This is a genomic window from uncultured Negativicoccus sp. (assembly GCF_902480485.1).
Classification (GTDB): Bacteria; Bacillota; Negativicutes; order Veillonellales; family Negativicoccaceae; genus Negativicoccus; species Negativicoccus succinicivorans.
This window is the reverse complement of the sequence record NZ_CABSTC010000005.1, coordinates 1-14911: the sequence shown is the minus strand read 5'-3', so window position 1 is coordinate 14911 and position 14911 is coordinate 1. Positions and strand designations below refer to the sequence as shown.

Sequence of the window (14911 nt, the reverse complement as noted above, 5' to 3'; positions counted from 1 at the left end):
TAAATATATCCGCTAATTAAGCGCTTTCTTTTTGTTTACGAATGGCCTCGAGTACATACACGAGGTTGGTAATGTTGCCCTGCAGACAACGTACAAAGCCGGTAATCGGCGCCTGCATGCTGCCGACCACTTTGGCCAAGAGCACTTCACGGCTCGGCAAGTCAGCCAGATGCTGTACTTCGTCGACACCGATGACCGCTCCTTCGAGCAGACCCGCTTTTACGGTAATCGCTTCGCTCTTCGTTTCATCGATAAATTCTTTGAGTGCTTTTGCCGGCGCAACCGCGTCGGATTCCGAAATCGCAATCGCGTTCGGACCGGTCAAATGATCGGCGAATTCGCCCAAGCCCAGGTCTCTGGCCGCAATCGCGGTCAAGGTATTTTTAATAACCTGATAGTGAACGCCGTGTTCCAAGAATTTGCGACGTAATTGGATGGCGGTCGCTACGTTTAAGCCGACATATTCGACCAAAACAGCGCCTTTCGCGCTTTCCAATTTACCACGCATTTCATCAATGACTTGCTTTTTTTGCGGTGTTCCTGCCAATGGTGACACCTCCTTTTGTGAAAGATTTTTTATATTTAGCACGTTAGCTAAGAAAAAACGACCCCGCTTGTGACGAGGTCGCGCACCGAAGCTTCGCGGCTTCGGTACTCAGCCTCGGGTGGCGGACAACGTCCATTATATATACAACCACCGGTCTTAAGCTAAGTGTAAATAGTGAGATCAGTCTTCCGTCGGTGCATCGACTTTGGTCGGATCCAAAGCCACACCCGGCCCCATGGTCGCGCTCAAAGTGACAGATTTCATATACTGTCCTTTGACGGACGCCGGACGCGCTTTCGCGATACGATCAAAGATCGTGCGAATGTTGTCACGCAATTGGTCTTCGCTGAAAGACGCTTTGCCGACCGACAGCTGGATGTTGCCCGCTTTATCGGTACGGTATTCGACTTTACCTGCTTTAACTTCCTGGACCGCTTTGGTAACGTCCATGGTGACAGTGCCGACTTTCGGGTTCGGCATGAGGCCTTTCGGACCCAATACTTTACCCAAACGGCCGACGACGGACATCATGTCCGGGGTCGCGACAACGACATCAAAGTCGAGCCAGCCGCCCTGGATTTTAGCAACGAGTTCTTCGCTGCCTACAAAGTCTGCGCCCGCAGCTTCCGCTTCCTGCACTTTGGCACCTTTCGCAAACACGAGAACGCGTTTGGATTTACCGGTACCATGCGGCAATACGATAGCGCCGCGGATCTGCTGATCCGCATATTTCGGATCGACATTCAAATTGAATGCGAGTTCGATTGTTTCATCAAATTTAGCCGTTGCCGTCTGCTTGAGCAGCGACACCGCTTCGTCCAACCCGTACTGCGTATTGCGGTCGACGAGAGCGGAGGCCTGTTTACTGCGTTTTGTCAGTTTAGCCATGTTTCCTCCTAATAAGGTTCGTAAGAACCGCTTACTCTTCTACCGTAATACCCATACTGCGGGCTGTGCCTTCGACCATCAACATCGCCGCTTCCACGTCGTTAGCGTTGAGGTCCGGCATCTTCGTTTCGGCGATTTCACGAACTTGCTGTTTCGTTACTTTGCCGACTTTGTTTTTGTTCGGTTCACCGGACGCTTTTTCCAAACCGGCTGCTTTTTTCAATAAAACAGCGGCCGGCGGCGTTTTGGTGATGAACGTGAACGAACGGTCTTCGTATACGGTAATTTCTACCGGAATAATCAGACCTTGCTGTTTGGCTGTACGGGCGTTAAATTCCTGTACGAACGCCATAATGTTCACACCTGCCTGACCGAGGGCCGGGCCTACCGGCGGTGCCGGAGTAGCCTTACCTGCTTCGACCTGCAGTTTAACGAATTTCGATACTTTCTTTGCCATGTCTTACACCTCCTTATTGCGTAAGATGTGGTGCCAACGAGCTTACGCTCTCCCACCCACGCATATGCGCGTCATTTAGAGTGTATATCAGGCGCGGCCTCAAATTGGGTCGCATCCAACTCTACCGGGGTAGCGCCGCCGAACATATTCAGCAGCACGCGGATCCGGCCTTTGTCCGGAAGGACTTCCGTGACGTTTGCCATCTGATCCGTAAAAGCGCCCTGGGTAATGCGAATTTTATCGCCGACCTTGACGGTCAACTTCGCTACCGGCGCCACTTGCTCTTCCTGACCGTGTAAAATGCGGGCGACTTCTTCGTCGCTCAGCGGAATCGGCTTGGTCGCCGTGCCGACAAACCCCGTGACTCCGGGCGTGTTGCGCACGACATACCAGCTGCGGTCATTAACTTCCATTTCCACCAGCACATAGCCCGGAAAGACTTTGCGCTGAACGATTTTTTTATTGCCGTCCTTGATATCGACTTCTTCCTGCATCGGTACCAGGATCTGACGGATCGTATCCGTCATGCCCAAGGATTGAACTTTTAATTCCAAGTTCGTTTTGACCTTGTTTTCATATCCGGAATAGGTGTGAATCACATACCATTTGATGTCGGATGCCATACTGCCTCCTTACATCGCTCCGGCAAGAGCACCGGCGAACAATTTATAGAATCCCGTGAAGACGAAATCGACTGCCATGATCAGCAGGCTCATGAAGGCAACCGTGATCAAAACCACAATTGTGTAACGTACCAATTCATTTTTCGTCGGCCATACCACTTTTTTCATTTCCTGTCGTACGCCGCGGAAAAAGGACGTTACGCCTTGCTGCTGTACTTGTGTGTTTTGTCTTGCCATCGTTTCCTCCGCTCCTCGAGAGTTGCTTGCAAAACCTTATTTGGTTTCGCGATGCAACGTTTGTTTTTTACAGAATTTGCAATACTTGTTGAGTTCCAGACGTTCCGTCGTATGTTTCTTGTTTTTGTTCGTCTGGTAGTTGCGTTGCTTGCATTCGGTGCAAGCCAGTGTTACCGCGTCGCGCATTGTGACACCTCACTTACTTCAACTGACTGCGACGGCTCGCGTCGAGTGATAATTATCGGATATTACCGTCGATACATGCTTATATACTTTACCACACTTCATATATCATGTCAAACGGATATGACCCCGTTCCAAGCTGCCGTGACAGCCTTTACTAAGGTAATAAATATAAATAAAATAACGGCTTTTCCGGCGGGCGTATGAGCGCCGCGACGGAAAAAGCGAAAGCCCTCCGAGCGAGGGCTTTTTGCTTACGCGTTTTTGGCAAGCTCGGTCAGCTTGGTGAACGCGGCCGGATCTTGAATGGCCATGTCGGAAAGCATCTTACGGTTGATCCCGACACCCGCTTTATTCAAGCCGGCGATCAGGGTGCTGTAGTTCATGCCGTTCAGGCGGGCCGCCGCATTGATACGGGCGATCCAAAGGCGACGGAATTCGCGTTTTTTCTGACGACGGTCGCGGCGTGCATACGCCAACGAGTGCATAACGGATTCGTTCGCTTTTTTGAATTGACGATTACGAGCACCACGATAGCCTTTCGCTAATTTTAAGATTTTTTTATGACGACGGCGTGCAGTCACGCCTTTTTTTACTCGTGCCATGAATGATTTCCTCCTGTCTTAGCCGTTCGGCAACATACGTTCCACGCGTTTTTGATCCGCTTTGTTGATCATTGCGGCTTTGCGCAACTGACGCAGGCGTTTCGGCGTTTTCTTCTCTAAAATATGACTTTTGTATGCTTTCGAACGTTTGAATTGGCCGGCACCCGTTTTCTTGAAACGTTTAGCGGCAGCGCGTTTGGTTTTAATTTTCGGCATAATAAGCCTCCTTATTTACTTTTCGGTACTAACATCATCGTCATGTTACGACCTTCGAGTTTCGGGCCGCGTTCCTGTTCAGCCAACTCTTTGAGTTCAGCGGCAAACCGGATTAAAAGCTTTTCGCCCAATTCCGGGTGGCTGAGTTCACGGCCGCGGAACATGATCGTGACTTTGACTTTGCTTCCGTCTTCCAAAAAACGGATTGCGTTTTTCATCTTCACATAGAAGTCGTGGTCCTCAATATTCGGACGCAGCTTAACTTCTTTTAACGTGATGACTTTCTGCTTCTTACGTGCTTCTTTTTCGCGTTTCTGCTGTTCGTAGCGGTACTTGCCGTAATTCATCAAACGGCAAACCGGCGGACGACCCTGCGGCGCGACTTCGACCAAATCCAGACCATGCTCTTCGGCCATGGCCAAGGCCTCACGTTGCGACATGACTCCCAGCTGTTCGTTATCTTCACTGACCAGCCGCACTTCGCGGGCACGAATTTGTTCGTTGATACGTAATTCTTTGCTAATGGGGTTTCACCTCCTGAAAATGCATTGGAAACCTAATCAAGCAAAATAAAAAACGGACGGCAAGATGCCATCCGTCCTGTTCCATCTGCGGAAACCCTAGTAACTACACGTCGTGTAGGGTGAGAAGCGGATGACTTCTACTTGATCATTACTGATTAATGATACCAAATAAAAAAGACTCTGTCAACTGCTCTTTTCATCGGAAATGGTTTTTCAGTTCACTTAGTATAAAAAAATCGCTGCAACTTGTCAAGTATTCTCTGCCGTCGTATACTGACCGCAAGGAAATGCGCCGCCCCAAAGGCGTGCGCATTCATTTCACCCGTCCGGCGCAAACAGGATGCCGCCGGACAGTCGTTTTTCAAAGGAGTTCGCATGTCAGCCGCTACCGAAGTCGTAGGCATTGTCGCCGAATATAACCCGCTGCATCAGGGGCATGTCGCCCAAATCAAGGCCGTGCGCAAAGCATTCAATGATGCGCCGATCGTAATCGCGCTCACGGGCGCATTCGTGCAACGCGGTGAACCCGCCGTGGCCGATCCTTGGACGCGGGCGCGTTGGGCGCTGCACGCCGGCGCGGACTTGGTGGTGGAACTGCCCGCGGTATTTGCGCTGCGCAGCGCGGAACATTTCGCGGCGGGCGGCGTGCGACTGCTGCACGCGGTCGGCGTGACGACCTTGGTCTGCGGCGCGGAAAATCCTGACCTCGCAGCGCTGAAAAAGCTGGCCGACGGTCCGGATCCGGCCGCGTTACAGACGGCGTTGGCGCAGGGATTAAGCTACCCCGCCGCGATGGAAGCGGCATTCGCCGCCACCGATCCGGACATAGCGCCGCTCTTGCGAACACCGAATAATATTTTAGCCGCCGGCTACCTGCGCGCGATCGAGCGCTATGCGCCGTCACTTCGTTTGGCACCTTTGCTGCGCGAACGCTCCGACAGCGCGGCGGGGATCGCGGGAATTTCCGGCAGCGCCGTGCGCGCGCGATTGCGCGATGGGCTTGTACCGCGTGACGCGCTGCCCGCGTATACGTATGACGATCTTACGGAAGCGTTGCGAGCAGGCGTGTTCCCGCAGCCCGAACGGTATGAACTGCTCGCGCTGCAGGCTCTTCGCCTGCTGACACCGGAGACGCTTGCCAACCTGGGGGAATTTTCCGAAGGTTTGGAAGATCGCTGGTACGCGGCGCGTAACGCGGCGACGCTTGCGGAGTTTTGGAGCGATGTCAAAACCAAACGCTATCCGCAGACGCGGCTTTCCCGTTTGCTGGTACAGGTATTGCTCGGCATGCGTCGAGCGCATTTGAACGCGGCCGCCAAGACCGGTCCGGCTTGGGTGTATCCGCTCGCTTTTACCGCGCGCGGAGCGGCCTTATTGCGCAACGTCACGCTGCCCATTCTCGATCGCTACGGCAAAATGCGTAAAACGTTGCCGCCGCAGGCTGTCGACCGGCTCGTATATGATGAACGCGCCACCGACTTGGCGGCGCTTTGCTGCACCAAGTCGGAATACCGCGCGGGCGGCGCGCGCTTTTATCGCCGTCCCGTGACACCGACTAAGGAACTGCAATGAAGGAACTATGGACGACTTTCATTCACGATAAAATGATCATCAGCGCGTCCGTCGTCGCTTTTTTGTCGATGCTCATCGTGCCGCCCGATGCGATGTATCTGTCGTACTTTAATGGCCGCACGCTGGTATCCATGTGGCTCCTGATGATGGTCATCGCCGGTTTGCGCCGCAACCATTTTTTCCGCTGGCTCGCCCGTCGTTTGTTGCAGGCTGGCGACAAAGCCCATCACGTGGTGCTCGCGCTGCTGTTTTTCACCTTCGCTATGGCCACTTTCGTCACGAATGATGTCGCGATCTTCATCACTTTGCCGCTTGCGATGCGCACCTTGCGCGGCGCCGGACTGATGCAATACGGCGCGTTCGTCGCGGTGCTCGTCGGTCTCGCCGCCAACTGCGGCAGCATGCTGACACCGATCGGCAATCCGCAAAATATGTTTTTATTTTCCGCGACCCAGCTGACCGCGCTGGAGATTGTCAAAACGACGGGTCCGTTCGCGCTGCTCGCCGCGCTTCTCATGTACCGACGCGTCAGCACGCACTTGCCGCATACGCCGATTGTCATTCAGGAATTCAAACCGTTATCGGCGCAATCCAAGCGCAATATCGCGCTCTATCTCGGCGCGTTGATCGTCGCGCTGCTCGCGATCGGCAACGTCTTGCCGCTGTATCCTACGGCGGGCGTGCTCTTTATTTTGACCTACCTCGTCTATCCGCATACGCATCGTCACGTGGATTACGGTCTGCTGCTCACGCTGTGCGCTTTCTTCATCGTCGCCGGCAACGCCGTTCGCATGGATTGGCTCGCCGCTTATATTGTGCCGCTGCTGACGCGGTGGCCGTTTACCACCGCGCTCGTCTTGAGTCAATGTATCAGCGATGTACCGACCGCGATTTTACTCGAACCGTTCGGCGCGCCGCCGCGTTTTCTTTTGCTCGGCGTGAACTTGGGCGCTTGGGGCGGCCCCGTCGCCAGTCTCGCGAGTCTCATCGTTTTTCGCCTCTACAAACGCGAAAAAGAAACCTATCCGCCCGCATTTTGGCCGAATTTCATCCGCAACAACGCGTATTTTCTCTTGCCGGGATTACTGCTCGCGCTATTGCTCGGCTATCGTTGAATCGGCGATTTACGCCACAAAAAAAGAACCGTTGCCGGTTCTTTTTTTATTCCGCTTTTTCGCGCAGCCAGACGCGATCATTGCCGTCGATTTCCAACAATTCGACCGCCACATCTTCCCGCTCGGCGGTCGGCACGTTTTTGCCGACGTAATCCGCGCGAATCGGGAGTTCCCGATGCCCGCGATCCACTAATACCGCCAGCTGAATGGCGCGCGGCCGCCCCATCGCCATGATGGCGTTCAGCGCGCTGCGCACCGTCCGCCCCGTGTAGAGCACGTCGTCCACCAGCAACACGAGTTTGCCGTCCACATCAATCGCCGGCAAATTGCTCTGGGCCGGCGCGGCTTTTTCATCATCGCGAAAGGCCGTCACGTCCAACGCGTGAACCTCGACCTTCACCCCTTCGATGGCGTCTACCTGACGCGCCAGACGTTCGGCGAGCGGCTCCCCGCGCGTTTTAATACCGATAAACACGGCGTCTTCCAAACCGCGATTGCGTTCCAAACATTCATGCCCTATGCGCCGCACGACACGTCGGATCGCTTCGGCATCCAGCAGTAAAGTTTTATTCTTCCACATTACGATTCCTCCCGGGCCTTCGTCAGGCACACGGCAAAATCATCCGGCCACGGCGCGGTCACAGTGATCCGTTCGCCGTCCGCCGGTCGGTCAAATGAAAGTTCGGCGGCGTGCAACGCCTGCCCTTCGATCGGAAAACGATCGCGTTTGCGTCCGTAGAGCGGATCCTGCACGATCGGATATCCGATATAAGATAAATGCACGCGAATTTGATGCGTTCGTCCCGTTTCGAGAGCCAAACGCAGCAACGCGTAATGCGGCATGCGTTCGACCACCGTAAAATGCGTCGTCGCGTCACGTCCGTCAGGCAGTACCGCCTGACGTAGTCGATCCCGCGCATCCCGTCCGAGCGACAGCTTGATGATGCCGCGCTCGTTCGACGGATTGCCGTGCACCAGCGCATAGTAGATCCGCCCCGCCGAATGCGCGCGGATTTGCGCCTGCAGACTGTCGCGCCCCCGCGGCGTTTTCGCCGCCACCATCAGTCCGGACGTATCTCGATCCAAACGATGCACGATACCCGGACGAATCGGATCGCTCATTTCTGCCAAGTGTCCTTTGGTGTAAAAAAGCAGCGCATTGACAAGTGTCCCGTCCGCGTGTCCCGGCGATGGATGCACCACCATGCCGCGCGCTTTATTGATCACCACGACATCCTCATCTTCGTAACGCACATCGAGCGGGATATCTTGCGGCTCCGGCAACGCTTCCAATTTCGGCGCATACTCCGCCGTCACGAACATGCCCGCGTGCAAAACGGTATTCGCTTTGGCCGGCGCGCCTTCCACGGTCACCGCGCCCGCCTTGCATAATTTTTGTGCCGCCGAACGCGAGACGTCGAGCACCATCGCCAACCATACGTCAAGGCGTGTTTTTTCCGCCGCAGCATCCGTTACCCACTCATACATCACGCGTTACCTCGCCGCCAAAAGAACAGGCAAAAGCACGCCACCGCGACGCAAATCGCGATATCCGCCACATTGAAAATCGGCCACACGCGCAAGTCGAAAAAATCCGTCACGCCGCCCTGATAGAACCGGTCCCAGGCATTACCGAGCGCGCCGCCCAGCAGCATGCCGACCGCGATGGAAAAATATTTCGGTTCACTCGGAATGCGTTCCCGATACCAAAAGAAAAGCGCGAATAAAATCGCTACCACCAAGAGAAAAAACCATTGCTGATGCGCCAAAATGCCGAAGGCTGCACCGTGGTTTTCTATATACGTCCAATGCCACATATTCGGAATGACGGGAATACTTTCCCCGAGCTCCATCGTCGTGCGCACATAATATTTCGTTAACTGGTCGAGCACAATCACAACCAACGCTACCCAAAAAGTCATCCAAGCATAGCTCCTTCATTTATATATCAGTAGTTAATTATACCATAACCGCGCATGATTAACTTGTCGCCCACCGATCGCCATTTTATTTTCCGTACAAAAAAACGCCCCGTGGGGCGTTTTTTAATCCAGTACGTAAACTTCTACGTTACGACGTCCATATTGGTAACATTCGTCGTACGATTCCATGCATAAATCAATCCGATTGCCGACAATCGCGCCGCCGGTATCCGCAGCGATCGCCTCGCCGTAGCCCGGTACAAATACGCGCGTGCCCATCGGAATCACATCCGGATCGACTGCGACCACACCGTAACCGGCTTTCATGCCGCTCGCGGTAATCCCGCGGCCGTCGCCATCCATCGGATGATACGCTGTCGCTTCCATGTTGATCACTCTCGTGAATCGGATATCACCGCGGCTGGTATTGACGATATCACGCGTGCCGACTTGCACTACCTGGTCCACTGCCGGCTGCAACGGTTGCGATTCCAAGGGTATGCGGCCGACTTCACGACCGGCTACCGTAAGCACACGGTACTTCGTTTTCTGTTTCCCGTTCACACCCGCCTGCGTCACATTTTCCGCGCCGGTAAACATGCGTTCATTCGGTTCGCGAACGACTTTGAAAGGAACTTCCTCTTCCACTGTCATTTCCGAAGTCGTGTACTTACCGACCGGAATTTCCATGCCGGCTTTGACCGGAGTATCCGCCGGGATCAGCGTCACATATTCCGCCGGGTCATAACCCGCTTCGGTGATCGCCTGCGCAGCGGTCTTGCCTGCCGACATCGTCGCTTTCATTTCCGCGCCTTCCCGAATGGTGATCGGAACAGCACGACGCACAGTTAATACGGAACCGTCAGCGAGTTTCTCCGTATTCAGATCCACTTTGTCATATTCATTTAACACGATGTGTGCATCACGCATAATGCCTGCTGTGGATTGCGCTGCTGTGCGAATTGTCTGCTGTCTGCCGTCAACGATAATGGTAAGCGTCCGCGGCTGCATTGAAAAGCCGACCAGTGACACTACCATAATGACGAAGACGCAGAGCAAAAGGACCGGATGGGTCCCCCATTTCTTCCAATTTGTCCTCATACAGTAACCTCCAACACGGGGATTCTACCATACGTGGACACTCCTGTCAAAAGTCAGAGGTTTACAATACGATAAATTAGGGATTGATCGACTTTTTTTCTAATTTTAAAACAGTCATTTCCGTTTATGGGAATAGACAAAAATAGAGCCCGTGATTCCCCCATAGCAAGGACTCCACAGTTGTCCTTTCAGCAAGGACACTGAGACGGATTGTCAACGAGGGAAATGCACGGGCTATTATTAGAATTTAATTACAACAACATTTCTGATGAATTTTTCTCGATTTTTTTGGGAATACATCATTTGTAAAGACATTTTTTACAGTCTTTTTCACCACTTTGCCAGATTTCGACACGTCTCGGCATCCCTCTTTCGCGATTTTTGCGTTCATTGGAGTTCGTCTGCGTAGAAAGGCTCCAGGCGCTGCCGTAACGTGAGGTTTTCCGGAACATCCCGCTCTTCGGCGATTTGCTGGAATTTCTGTTGTGCCGCCAGCGGATTCTCCGCGGCGATCGTCTTGATGTAGCTGCCGTCCGGCTGCATCACATGCGCTTTCTGGTTATCGTCCAACTGCATTTGCAACAGTTCGCGCAGGCGCCGGCGATGCGTTTCCGATTCGATCGGCACCATCAGTTCCACACGGTCATTCAGGTTGCGCGGCATCCAGTCGGCGGAGCTGATGTACACTTCCGGGCGGCCGCCGTTGGCAAACCAAAAGACGCGACTGTGTTCAAGGAAGCGTCCGACCAGACTTCGCACGCGAATATTTTCACTGACCCCTTTGATGCCCGGCTTCAATACGCAAATGCCGCGCACGATGCAATCGATCTGCACGCCGGCGCGAGAAGCCTCATACAATTTCAAAATAATTTCACGATCCAACAGCGAATTCATCTTCACGATCATCCGCGCGGGTTCGCCTTTCTGGGCAAACGCGATCTCGCGTTCAATGAGCTCGATGGAACGCCGACGCAAATCCATCGGCGCCACGATAAATTTATGCCATTGCGGCGGATCGGAATATCCGGACAAGAGGTTGAAGAAATTGCTGGCGTCGATACCAAAGAGATCGCTCGCCGTAAAGATGCCGCAGTCGGTATACAGTTTCGCGGTTTTGCCGTTATAGTTGCCCGTGCCGACATGCACGTAACGACGAATTCCGTCCGGTTCGCGACGAATGACGAGCGTACATTTCGAGTGCGTTTTCACGCCCTTCAAACCGTAAATAACATGTGCGCCGGCCTGCTCCAGGCGCCGCCCCATCAAAATATTATTTTCTTCATCAAAGCGCGCTTTGACTTCCATCAGCACCGTCACCTGCTTGCCGTTTTCGGCGGCGGTTGCGAGCGCATGCACGATTTTGGAGTCCGAACTGACGCGATACAGGGTCTGTTTAATCGCGAGCACGTGCGGATCTTTCGCCGCGTCGCTGACAAACTGCTCCACGGTCGCAAAGGACTCGTACGGCACATGAATGAAAAGATCATGATTGCGAATTTTGGCGAACAGATCTTCGCCTTTGGTGGTGAGCACCGAATACGAACGGCGCGGACGCACCGGCACGTAGCGCAGGTGATCGAACCCGGCGATCCCCGCCAGCGAAAAGAACTGCGTGACATCGAGTTTACCGTCGATATCATAGATATCTTCTTCCGTAAGCGACAGCTCATCGCGCAAAAATTCGCGCAACGGCGTTGCTTTACCCGCTTCAAATTCCATCCGCACGGCGGCGCCGCGACGGCGGCGTTTTAACGATTTTTCCACTTCATCGAGCAGGTCTTCGGCGCCTTCTTCGTCGATATCGAGGTCGGCATCGCGCGTGATGCGAAAGACGCGGGTATCCATAATGGTATGTCCCTGGAAAAACGCGCCCGCGCGTTTGCGCAGCACGTCTTCCAGCCAGACGAATTCCCGTCCGCTCGCCGTCTGGTATTCGCCCGGGATTTCAATCAATCGGGGCAAGACGCTCGGTACCGGCAAAATCGCGGTACGGACATCGTCCGGATGGCCGTTCGGATGCAGCAGGACCGCCAAATTGAGCGTGCGGCTCATCAAAAACGGAAACGGGTGACTCGCATCGACGGCAAGCGGCGTGACCACCGGATAAATCGTGCGGTCAAAATATTCATCGAGCCAATATACCTGGTCGGGAGTCAGCTCATCCGGCGTGTACAAACGCAATCCCTCTTCGTAGAGACCCGCCAACACATCATGCAAATACCGATATTGCCGCGCCACATGCTGCTTGCACTTGTGCGAAATCGCCGTCAGCTGTTCCGCGGGCGTCATATTGGCGTTGTCGCGCCGCTCGATGCCGCCGGCCCGCTGGTGCATGAGCCCTGCCACGCGGATCATGAAAAATTCATCCAAATTGGAGCCCGTGATCGCGATAAATTTCAATTTTTCGAGCAGCGGATTGTTCGGATCTACCGCCTCTTCCAAAACGCGTTCGTTGAAACTCAACCAGCTCAATTCCCGATTCAAAAAGTAACGGCGGTCCAACTCTGGCATCTCTTGCGTCCGTGCAGAGTCAATCATTGCGGTCTCCTTTCCAGTTTCGCATCCAGCCCGAAAACATCCGTAAATAATTCGGTTTCTTCGGCAAAGGTCCATTCTTCCAAAAGGGTATTCGTATTGGCTTTCGCATCGTAATAAATCACCAAACTGCCGCGACGCAAAAAGGCTTCGACGTTGTAAAGCTTATGCTGTTCGCCTTTGTCCATGGCCTTGGCCAATCGCAATACGGCGACGAGTTTTAAAATCACCATCTTGACCCATTCGGGCAATTGCCGGAACGGTTTATCTTCATCACTCGGACGGCCTTTGTAATTGTAGTACGCAACGACCGCGACCATCTCTTTCTCCAGATCGGTCAGACCGAATAAATCCGTGCCCATGATGATGTGATATGTGTGCACGCCGTTTTGGCGCAAGTTGACGAAACGCCCGATCTGATGCAGAAATACCGCCATCCGCAAAAGGTACGTGTCCCGTTCGCCCAAACCGTGCACCGAACGCAGCGCTTTCATCAAAATGACGACATACTCCGCGACCGTTTCCCCATGCATGATATTGCCGCCGTAGCGCGCCGCCATCGTCTTGGCAAGCTCGAGATGCTGCTCGCGCAAAAACGTAAGCGCCGGTTCGTCGGTCGTGCGCGCGCCGTAGTAAAGCATCGCGCCGTAGAGAAAGGTCGTCGACATCATCAGCAGACGTTGCGGCTGCACATGCGTAAAAATCTGCGCGTAAAGGTGCAGCGTCGGCAATAATTTTTCCGTTTCGTCGGCGGTGAAGCCGTACGCGTGTTCGAGACTCGTCGACGTTTGCGACTGCGAACTTTGAAACACGCGGAAAAAGCGCTCCGGCGAAACGATGCGCATCGCTTGCTGCGTAGTGAAACCCATCATCCGAGCGACCAGTCGCGATTCCCGACCGGACAGAACGACATTATCAATCTCGTATTGCTCCAACATCGGCCAAATCGGCTCCAGAATGCGCCCGAGAAATTCGTCCAGAACTTTTGGGAAATCATAGCTGTCACGCTGGGCGCGGCGGAACGATTCCAACACGCGCAACGTGCCGATATGAAGGTTTTGCTGATATTTCAAGGTATCTTTTTGCCAAATCGTGAGTCCCACCGCGCTGGAGGTAATATCGACATACAGTGTCGTCCCCGCGGCGACATCGGCATTATGCGTCAATTCATAGTGCAATGCGTAATGCTTATAAAAAATCTCCTGCGGCATATCGAGAATTTCGACAGAAAGCCCCGTATGCACGCGAATCAAATCCAAAATCATGCGGCTGTTTTTCGCTTCCCGCAAAACTGCCGTCGCGTATACCATGACTTCTGCGACTTCGTAATCCGCCATAATCCGGCGAAAACCGTTGATGATCCGCACCATTTGCCGGATCGACGTAAAGGACAGCTCGCCTTGCGTGAAAACTTCTTCGCCGAAACCCGCCGCGCGTCTCGCTTCCTGTACGATCGTGACATCGTCCGGACCGCCGTAATCGACGATCAAAAGTGACAGCCCTACCGAGCCGATATGAATGACGCCGTACATTCGTTTTTGTTTGCCGATCATACCCTGTTCCTCTCTTTTCTGTGGTACTTTCATTATAGCCTATTTTGCGGGGAAAAGCGGTCGCGCCGCCTTGCCTTAACGAAGTTTTTACATAATAAAACAGCCTCGTTTTCTTTTGCATGCGCCTTTAAAATTCGCTACAATAAAAATAAGAGAACGGGAAGGGACTGAGTATTTTGTTATGGGATGAAGATTATCATACCGAGCAGGTCGGCCTGATCGACCTGGGTTCGAACTCCGCGCGCATGGTCGTGATGTCGATCGAACCGAATGACGCGTACCGACTTGTCTATCAGGATAAGCAACTGGTCCGCTTGAGTGAAGGCATGCAGGCGGCGGGCCGTCTCACCGAAGAGGCCATGGCGAGGACGCTTGCCGCGATGCAAAATTTTTCGCATACCGCCGAGCTGCTCGGCGTCGAGAAGATGTTGGCCGTCGCCACCGCAGCCATGCGCAGCGCGGATAACGGCATTTTATTTCGCGATGAAATCGAATCCAAAACCGATATTCCGCTCACGATCATCAACGGTCGCGAAGAAGCGCGTCTCGGCTATTTAGGCGTCATCAACACATTGCCGTACGAAGACTTCGTGCTCTTTGACCTGGGCGGCGCCAGCACCGAAGTATCGTTAGTGCGTAACCGACTGTTAAAGGAAACGATGAGCCTGCCGCTCGGTTCGCTTACGCTGACGGAAAAATTCGGCACGCAAGACGTTGTCAGTTCCAAAACACTCAAAGCGATGGGCAGCTATATTAAGAAAATATTGCGCAGCCTGCCCGGCATCGAAAATACGAAGCTGCCTCTGATAGGCATTGGCGGCACGGTGCGTAAT

General features: G+C 53.6%; 17 protein-coding genes and 1 pseudogene. 3 read left to right on the top strand and 15 right to left on the bottom strand.

The window, feature by feature from the left end:
• Nucleotides 1-16: 16 nt before the first annotated feature.
• From rplJ to infC, 9 genes are all read right to left on the bottom strand, one after another.
• Nucleotides 17-547, bottom strand: a complete 531-nt coding sequence (gene rplJ, locus RDN69_RS00825; protein ID WP_024048578.1) for a 50S ribosomal protein L10 — start codon at nucleotides 545-547, stop codon at nucleotides 17-19.
• A gap of 180 nt (nucleotides 548-727) precedes the next feature.
• On the bottom strand, nucleotides 728-1435 hold the full coding sequence (rplA, locus tag RDN69_RS00820; RefSeq protein WP_024048579.1) for a 50S ribosomal protein L1: 708 nt from the start codon (nucleotides 1433-1435) through the stop codon (nucleotides 728-730).
• A gap of 31 nt (nucleotides 1436-1466) precedes the next feature.
• Complete coding sequence (gene rplK, locus RDN69_RS00815; protein ID WP_024048580.1) at nucleotides 1467-1892, bottom strand: 50S ribosomal protein L11; 426 nt, start codon at nucleotides 1890-1892, stop codon at nucleotides 1467-1469.
• Nucleotides 1893-1963: 71 nt separating this feature from the next.
• Nucleotides 1964-2515 carry a transcription termination/antitermination protein NusG gene (gene nusG / locus RDN69_RS00810; RefSeq protein ID WP_288218105.1) on the bottom strand — a complete coding sequence of 184 codons (552 nt, stop codon included), beginning with the start codon at nucleotides 2513-2515 and terminating at the stop codon, nucleotides 1964-1966.
• Between the two features lie 9 nt (nucleotides 2516-2524).
• Nucleotides 2525-2752: a preprotein translocase subunit SecE gene (secE, locus tag RDN69_RS00805; RefSeq protein WP_288218104.1), complete on the bottom strand. Its 228-nt coding sequence runs from the start codon at nucleotides 2750-2752 to the stop codon at nucleotides 2525-2527.
• A 36-nt stretch (nucleotides 2753-2788) separates the two neighbouring features.
• The gene (rpmG, locus tag RDN69_RS00800) at nucleotides 2789-2938 is read right to left on the bottom strand and encodes a 50S ribosomal protein L33 (protein ID WP_024048583.1); all 150 of its coding nucleotides are present in this window, start codon (nucleotides 2936-2938) and stop codon (nucleotides 2789-2791) included.
• A 251-nt stretch (nucleotides 2939-3189) separates the two neighbouring features.
• Nucleotides 3190-3540: a 50S ribosomal protein L20 gene (gene rplT / locus RDN69_RS00795; protein ID WP_024048584.1), complete on the bottom strand. Its 351-nt coding sequence runs from the start codon at nucleotides 3538-3540 to the stop codon at nucleotides 3190-3192.
• Between the two features lie 18 nt (nucleotides 3541-3558).
• The gene (gene rpmI, locus RDN69_RS00790) at nucleotides 3559-3756 is read right to left on the bottom strand and encodes a 50S ribosomal protein L35 (protein WP_288218103.1); all 198 of its coding nucleotides are present in this window, start codon (nucleotides 3754-3756) and stop codon (nucleotides 3559-3561) included.
• 11 nt (nucleotides 3757-3767) lie between these two features.
• Nucleotides 3768-4280, bottom strand: a complete 513-nt coding sequence (gene infC, locus RDN69_RS00785; RefSeq protein ID WP_081944128.1) for a translation initiation factor IF-3 — start codon at nucleotides 4278-4280, stop codon at nucleotides 3768-3770.
• Nucleotides 4281-4655: 375 nt separating this feature from the next.
• Between infC and RDN69_RS00780 the strand changes: the two genes are divergently transcribed.
• On the top strand, nucleotides 4656-5852 hold the full coding sequence (locus RDN69_RS00780) for a nucleotidyltransferase family protein (protein WP_288218102.1): 1197 nt from the start codon (nucleotides 4656-4658) through the stop codon (nucleotides 5850-5852).
• A complete protein-coding gene (locus tag RDN69_RS00775; protein WP_288218101.1) occupies nucleotides 5849-6967 on the top strand; it encodes an SLC13 family permease in 1119 nt (372 codons plus the stop codon). The genes RDN69_RS00780 and RDN69_RS00775 overlap by 4 nt, the downstream gene beginning before the upstream one ends.
• Nucleotides 6968-7013: 46 nt before the next feature.
• Here the strand turns inward: RDN69_RS00775 and pyrR are convergent, their stop codons facing one another.
• From pyrR to RDN69_RS00745, 6 genes are all read right to left on the bottom strand, one after another.
• Nucleotides 7014-7547: a bifunctional pyr operon transcriptional regulator/uracil phosphoribosyltransferase PyrR gene (pyrR, locus tag RDN69_RS00770; protein ID WP_288218100.1), complete on the bottom strand. Its 534-nt coding sequence runs from the start codon at nucleotides 7545-7547 to the stop codon at nucleotides 7014-7016.
• Nucleotides 7547-8455, bottom strand: coding sequence for an RluA family pseudouridine synthase (locus RDN69_RS00765; protein WP_288218116.1), 909 nt, complete (start codon nucleotides 8453-8455; stop codon nucleotides 7547-7549). Before RDN69_RS00765 ends, pyrR begins: the two co-directional genes overlap by 1 nt.
• Nucleotides 8455-8889 (bottom strand): signal peptidase II, encoded by a 435-nt coding sequence (lspA, locus tag RDN69_RS00760; RefSeq protein WP_288218099.1) that lies wholly within the window; start codon nucleotides 8887-8889, stop codon nucleotides 8455-8457. The genes RDN69_RS00765 and lspA overlap by 1 nt, the downstream gene beginning before the upstream one ends.
• A 123-nt stretch (nucleotides 8890-9012) precedes the next feature.
• Nucleotides 9013-9990 carry a 3D domain-containing protein gene (locus RDN69_RS00755; protein ID WP_288218098.1) on the bottom strand — a complete coding sequence of 326 codons (978 nt, stop codon included), beginning with the start codon at nucleotides 9988-9990 and terminating at the stop codon, nucleotides 9013-9015.
• A 387-nt stretch (nucleotides 9991-10377) separates the two neighbouring features.
• A complete protein-coding gene (ppk1, locus tag RDN69_RS00750; RefSeq protein ID WP_288218097.1) occupies nucleotides 10378-12528 on the bottom strand; it encodes a polyphosphate kinase 1 in 2151 nt (716 codons plus the stop codon).
• Nucleotides 12525-14078, bottom strand: coding sequence for a Ppx/GppA phosphatase family protein (locus tag RDN69_RS00745; protein WP_288218096.1), 1554 nt, complete (start codon nucleotides 14076-14078; stop codon nucleotides 12525-12527). Before RDN69_RS00745 ends, ppk1 begins: the two co-directional genes overlap by 4 nt.
• Before the next feature lie 176 nt (nucleotides 14079-14254).
• On the opposite strand from RDN69_RS00745, the pseudogene RDN69_RS00740 reads away from it, so the two are divergent.
• Nucleotides 14255-14911, top strand: a pseudogene (locus tag RDN69_RS00740) (exopolyphosphatase); the annotation flags it as partial.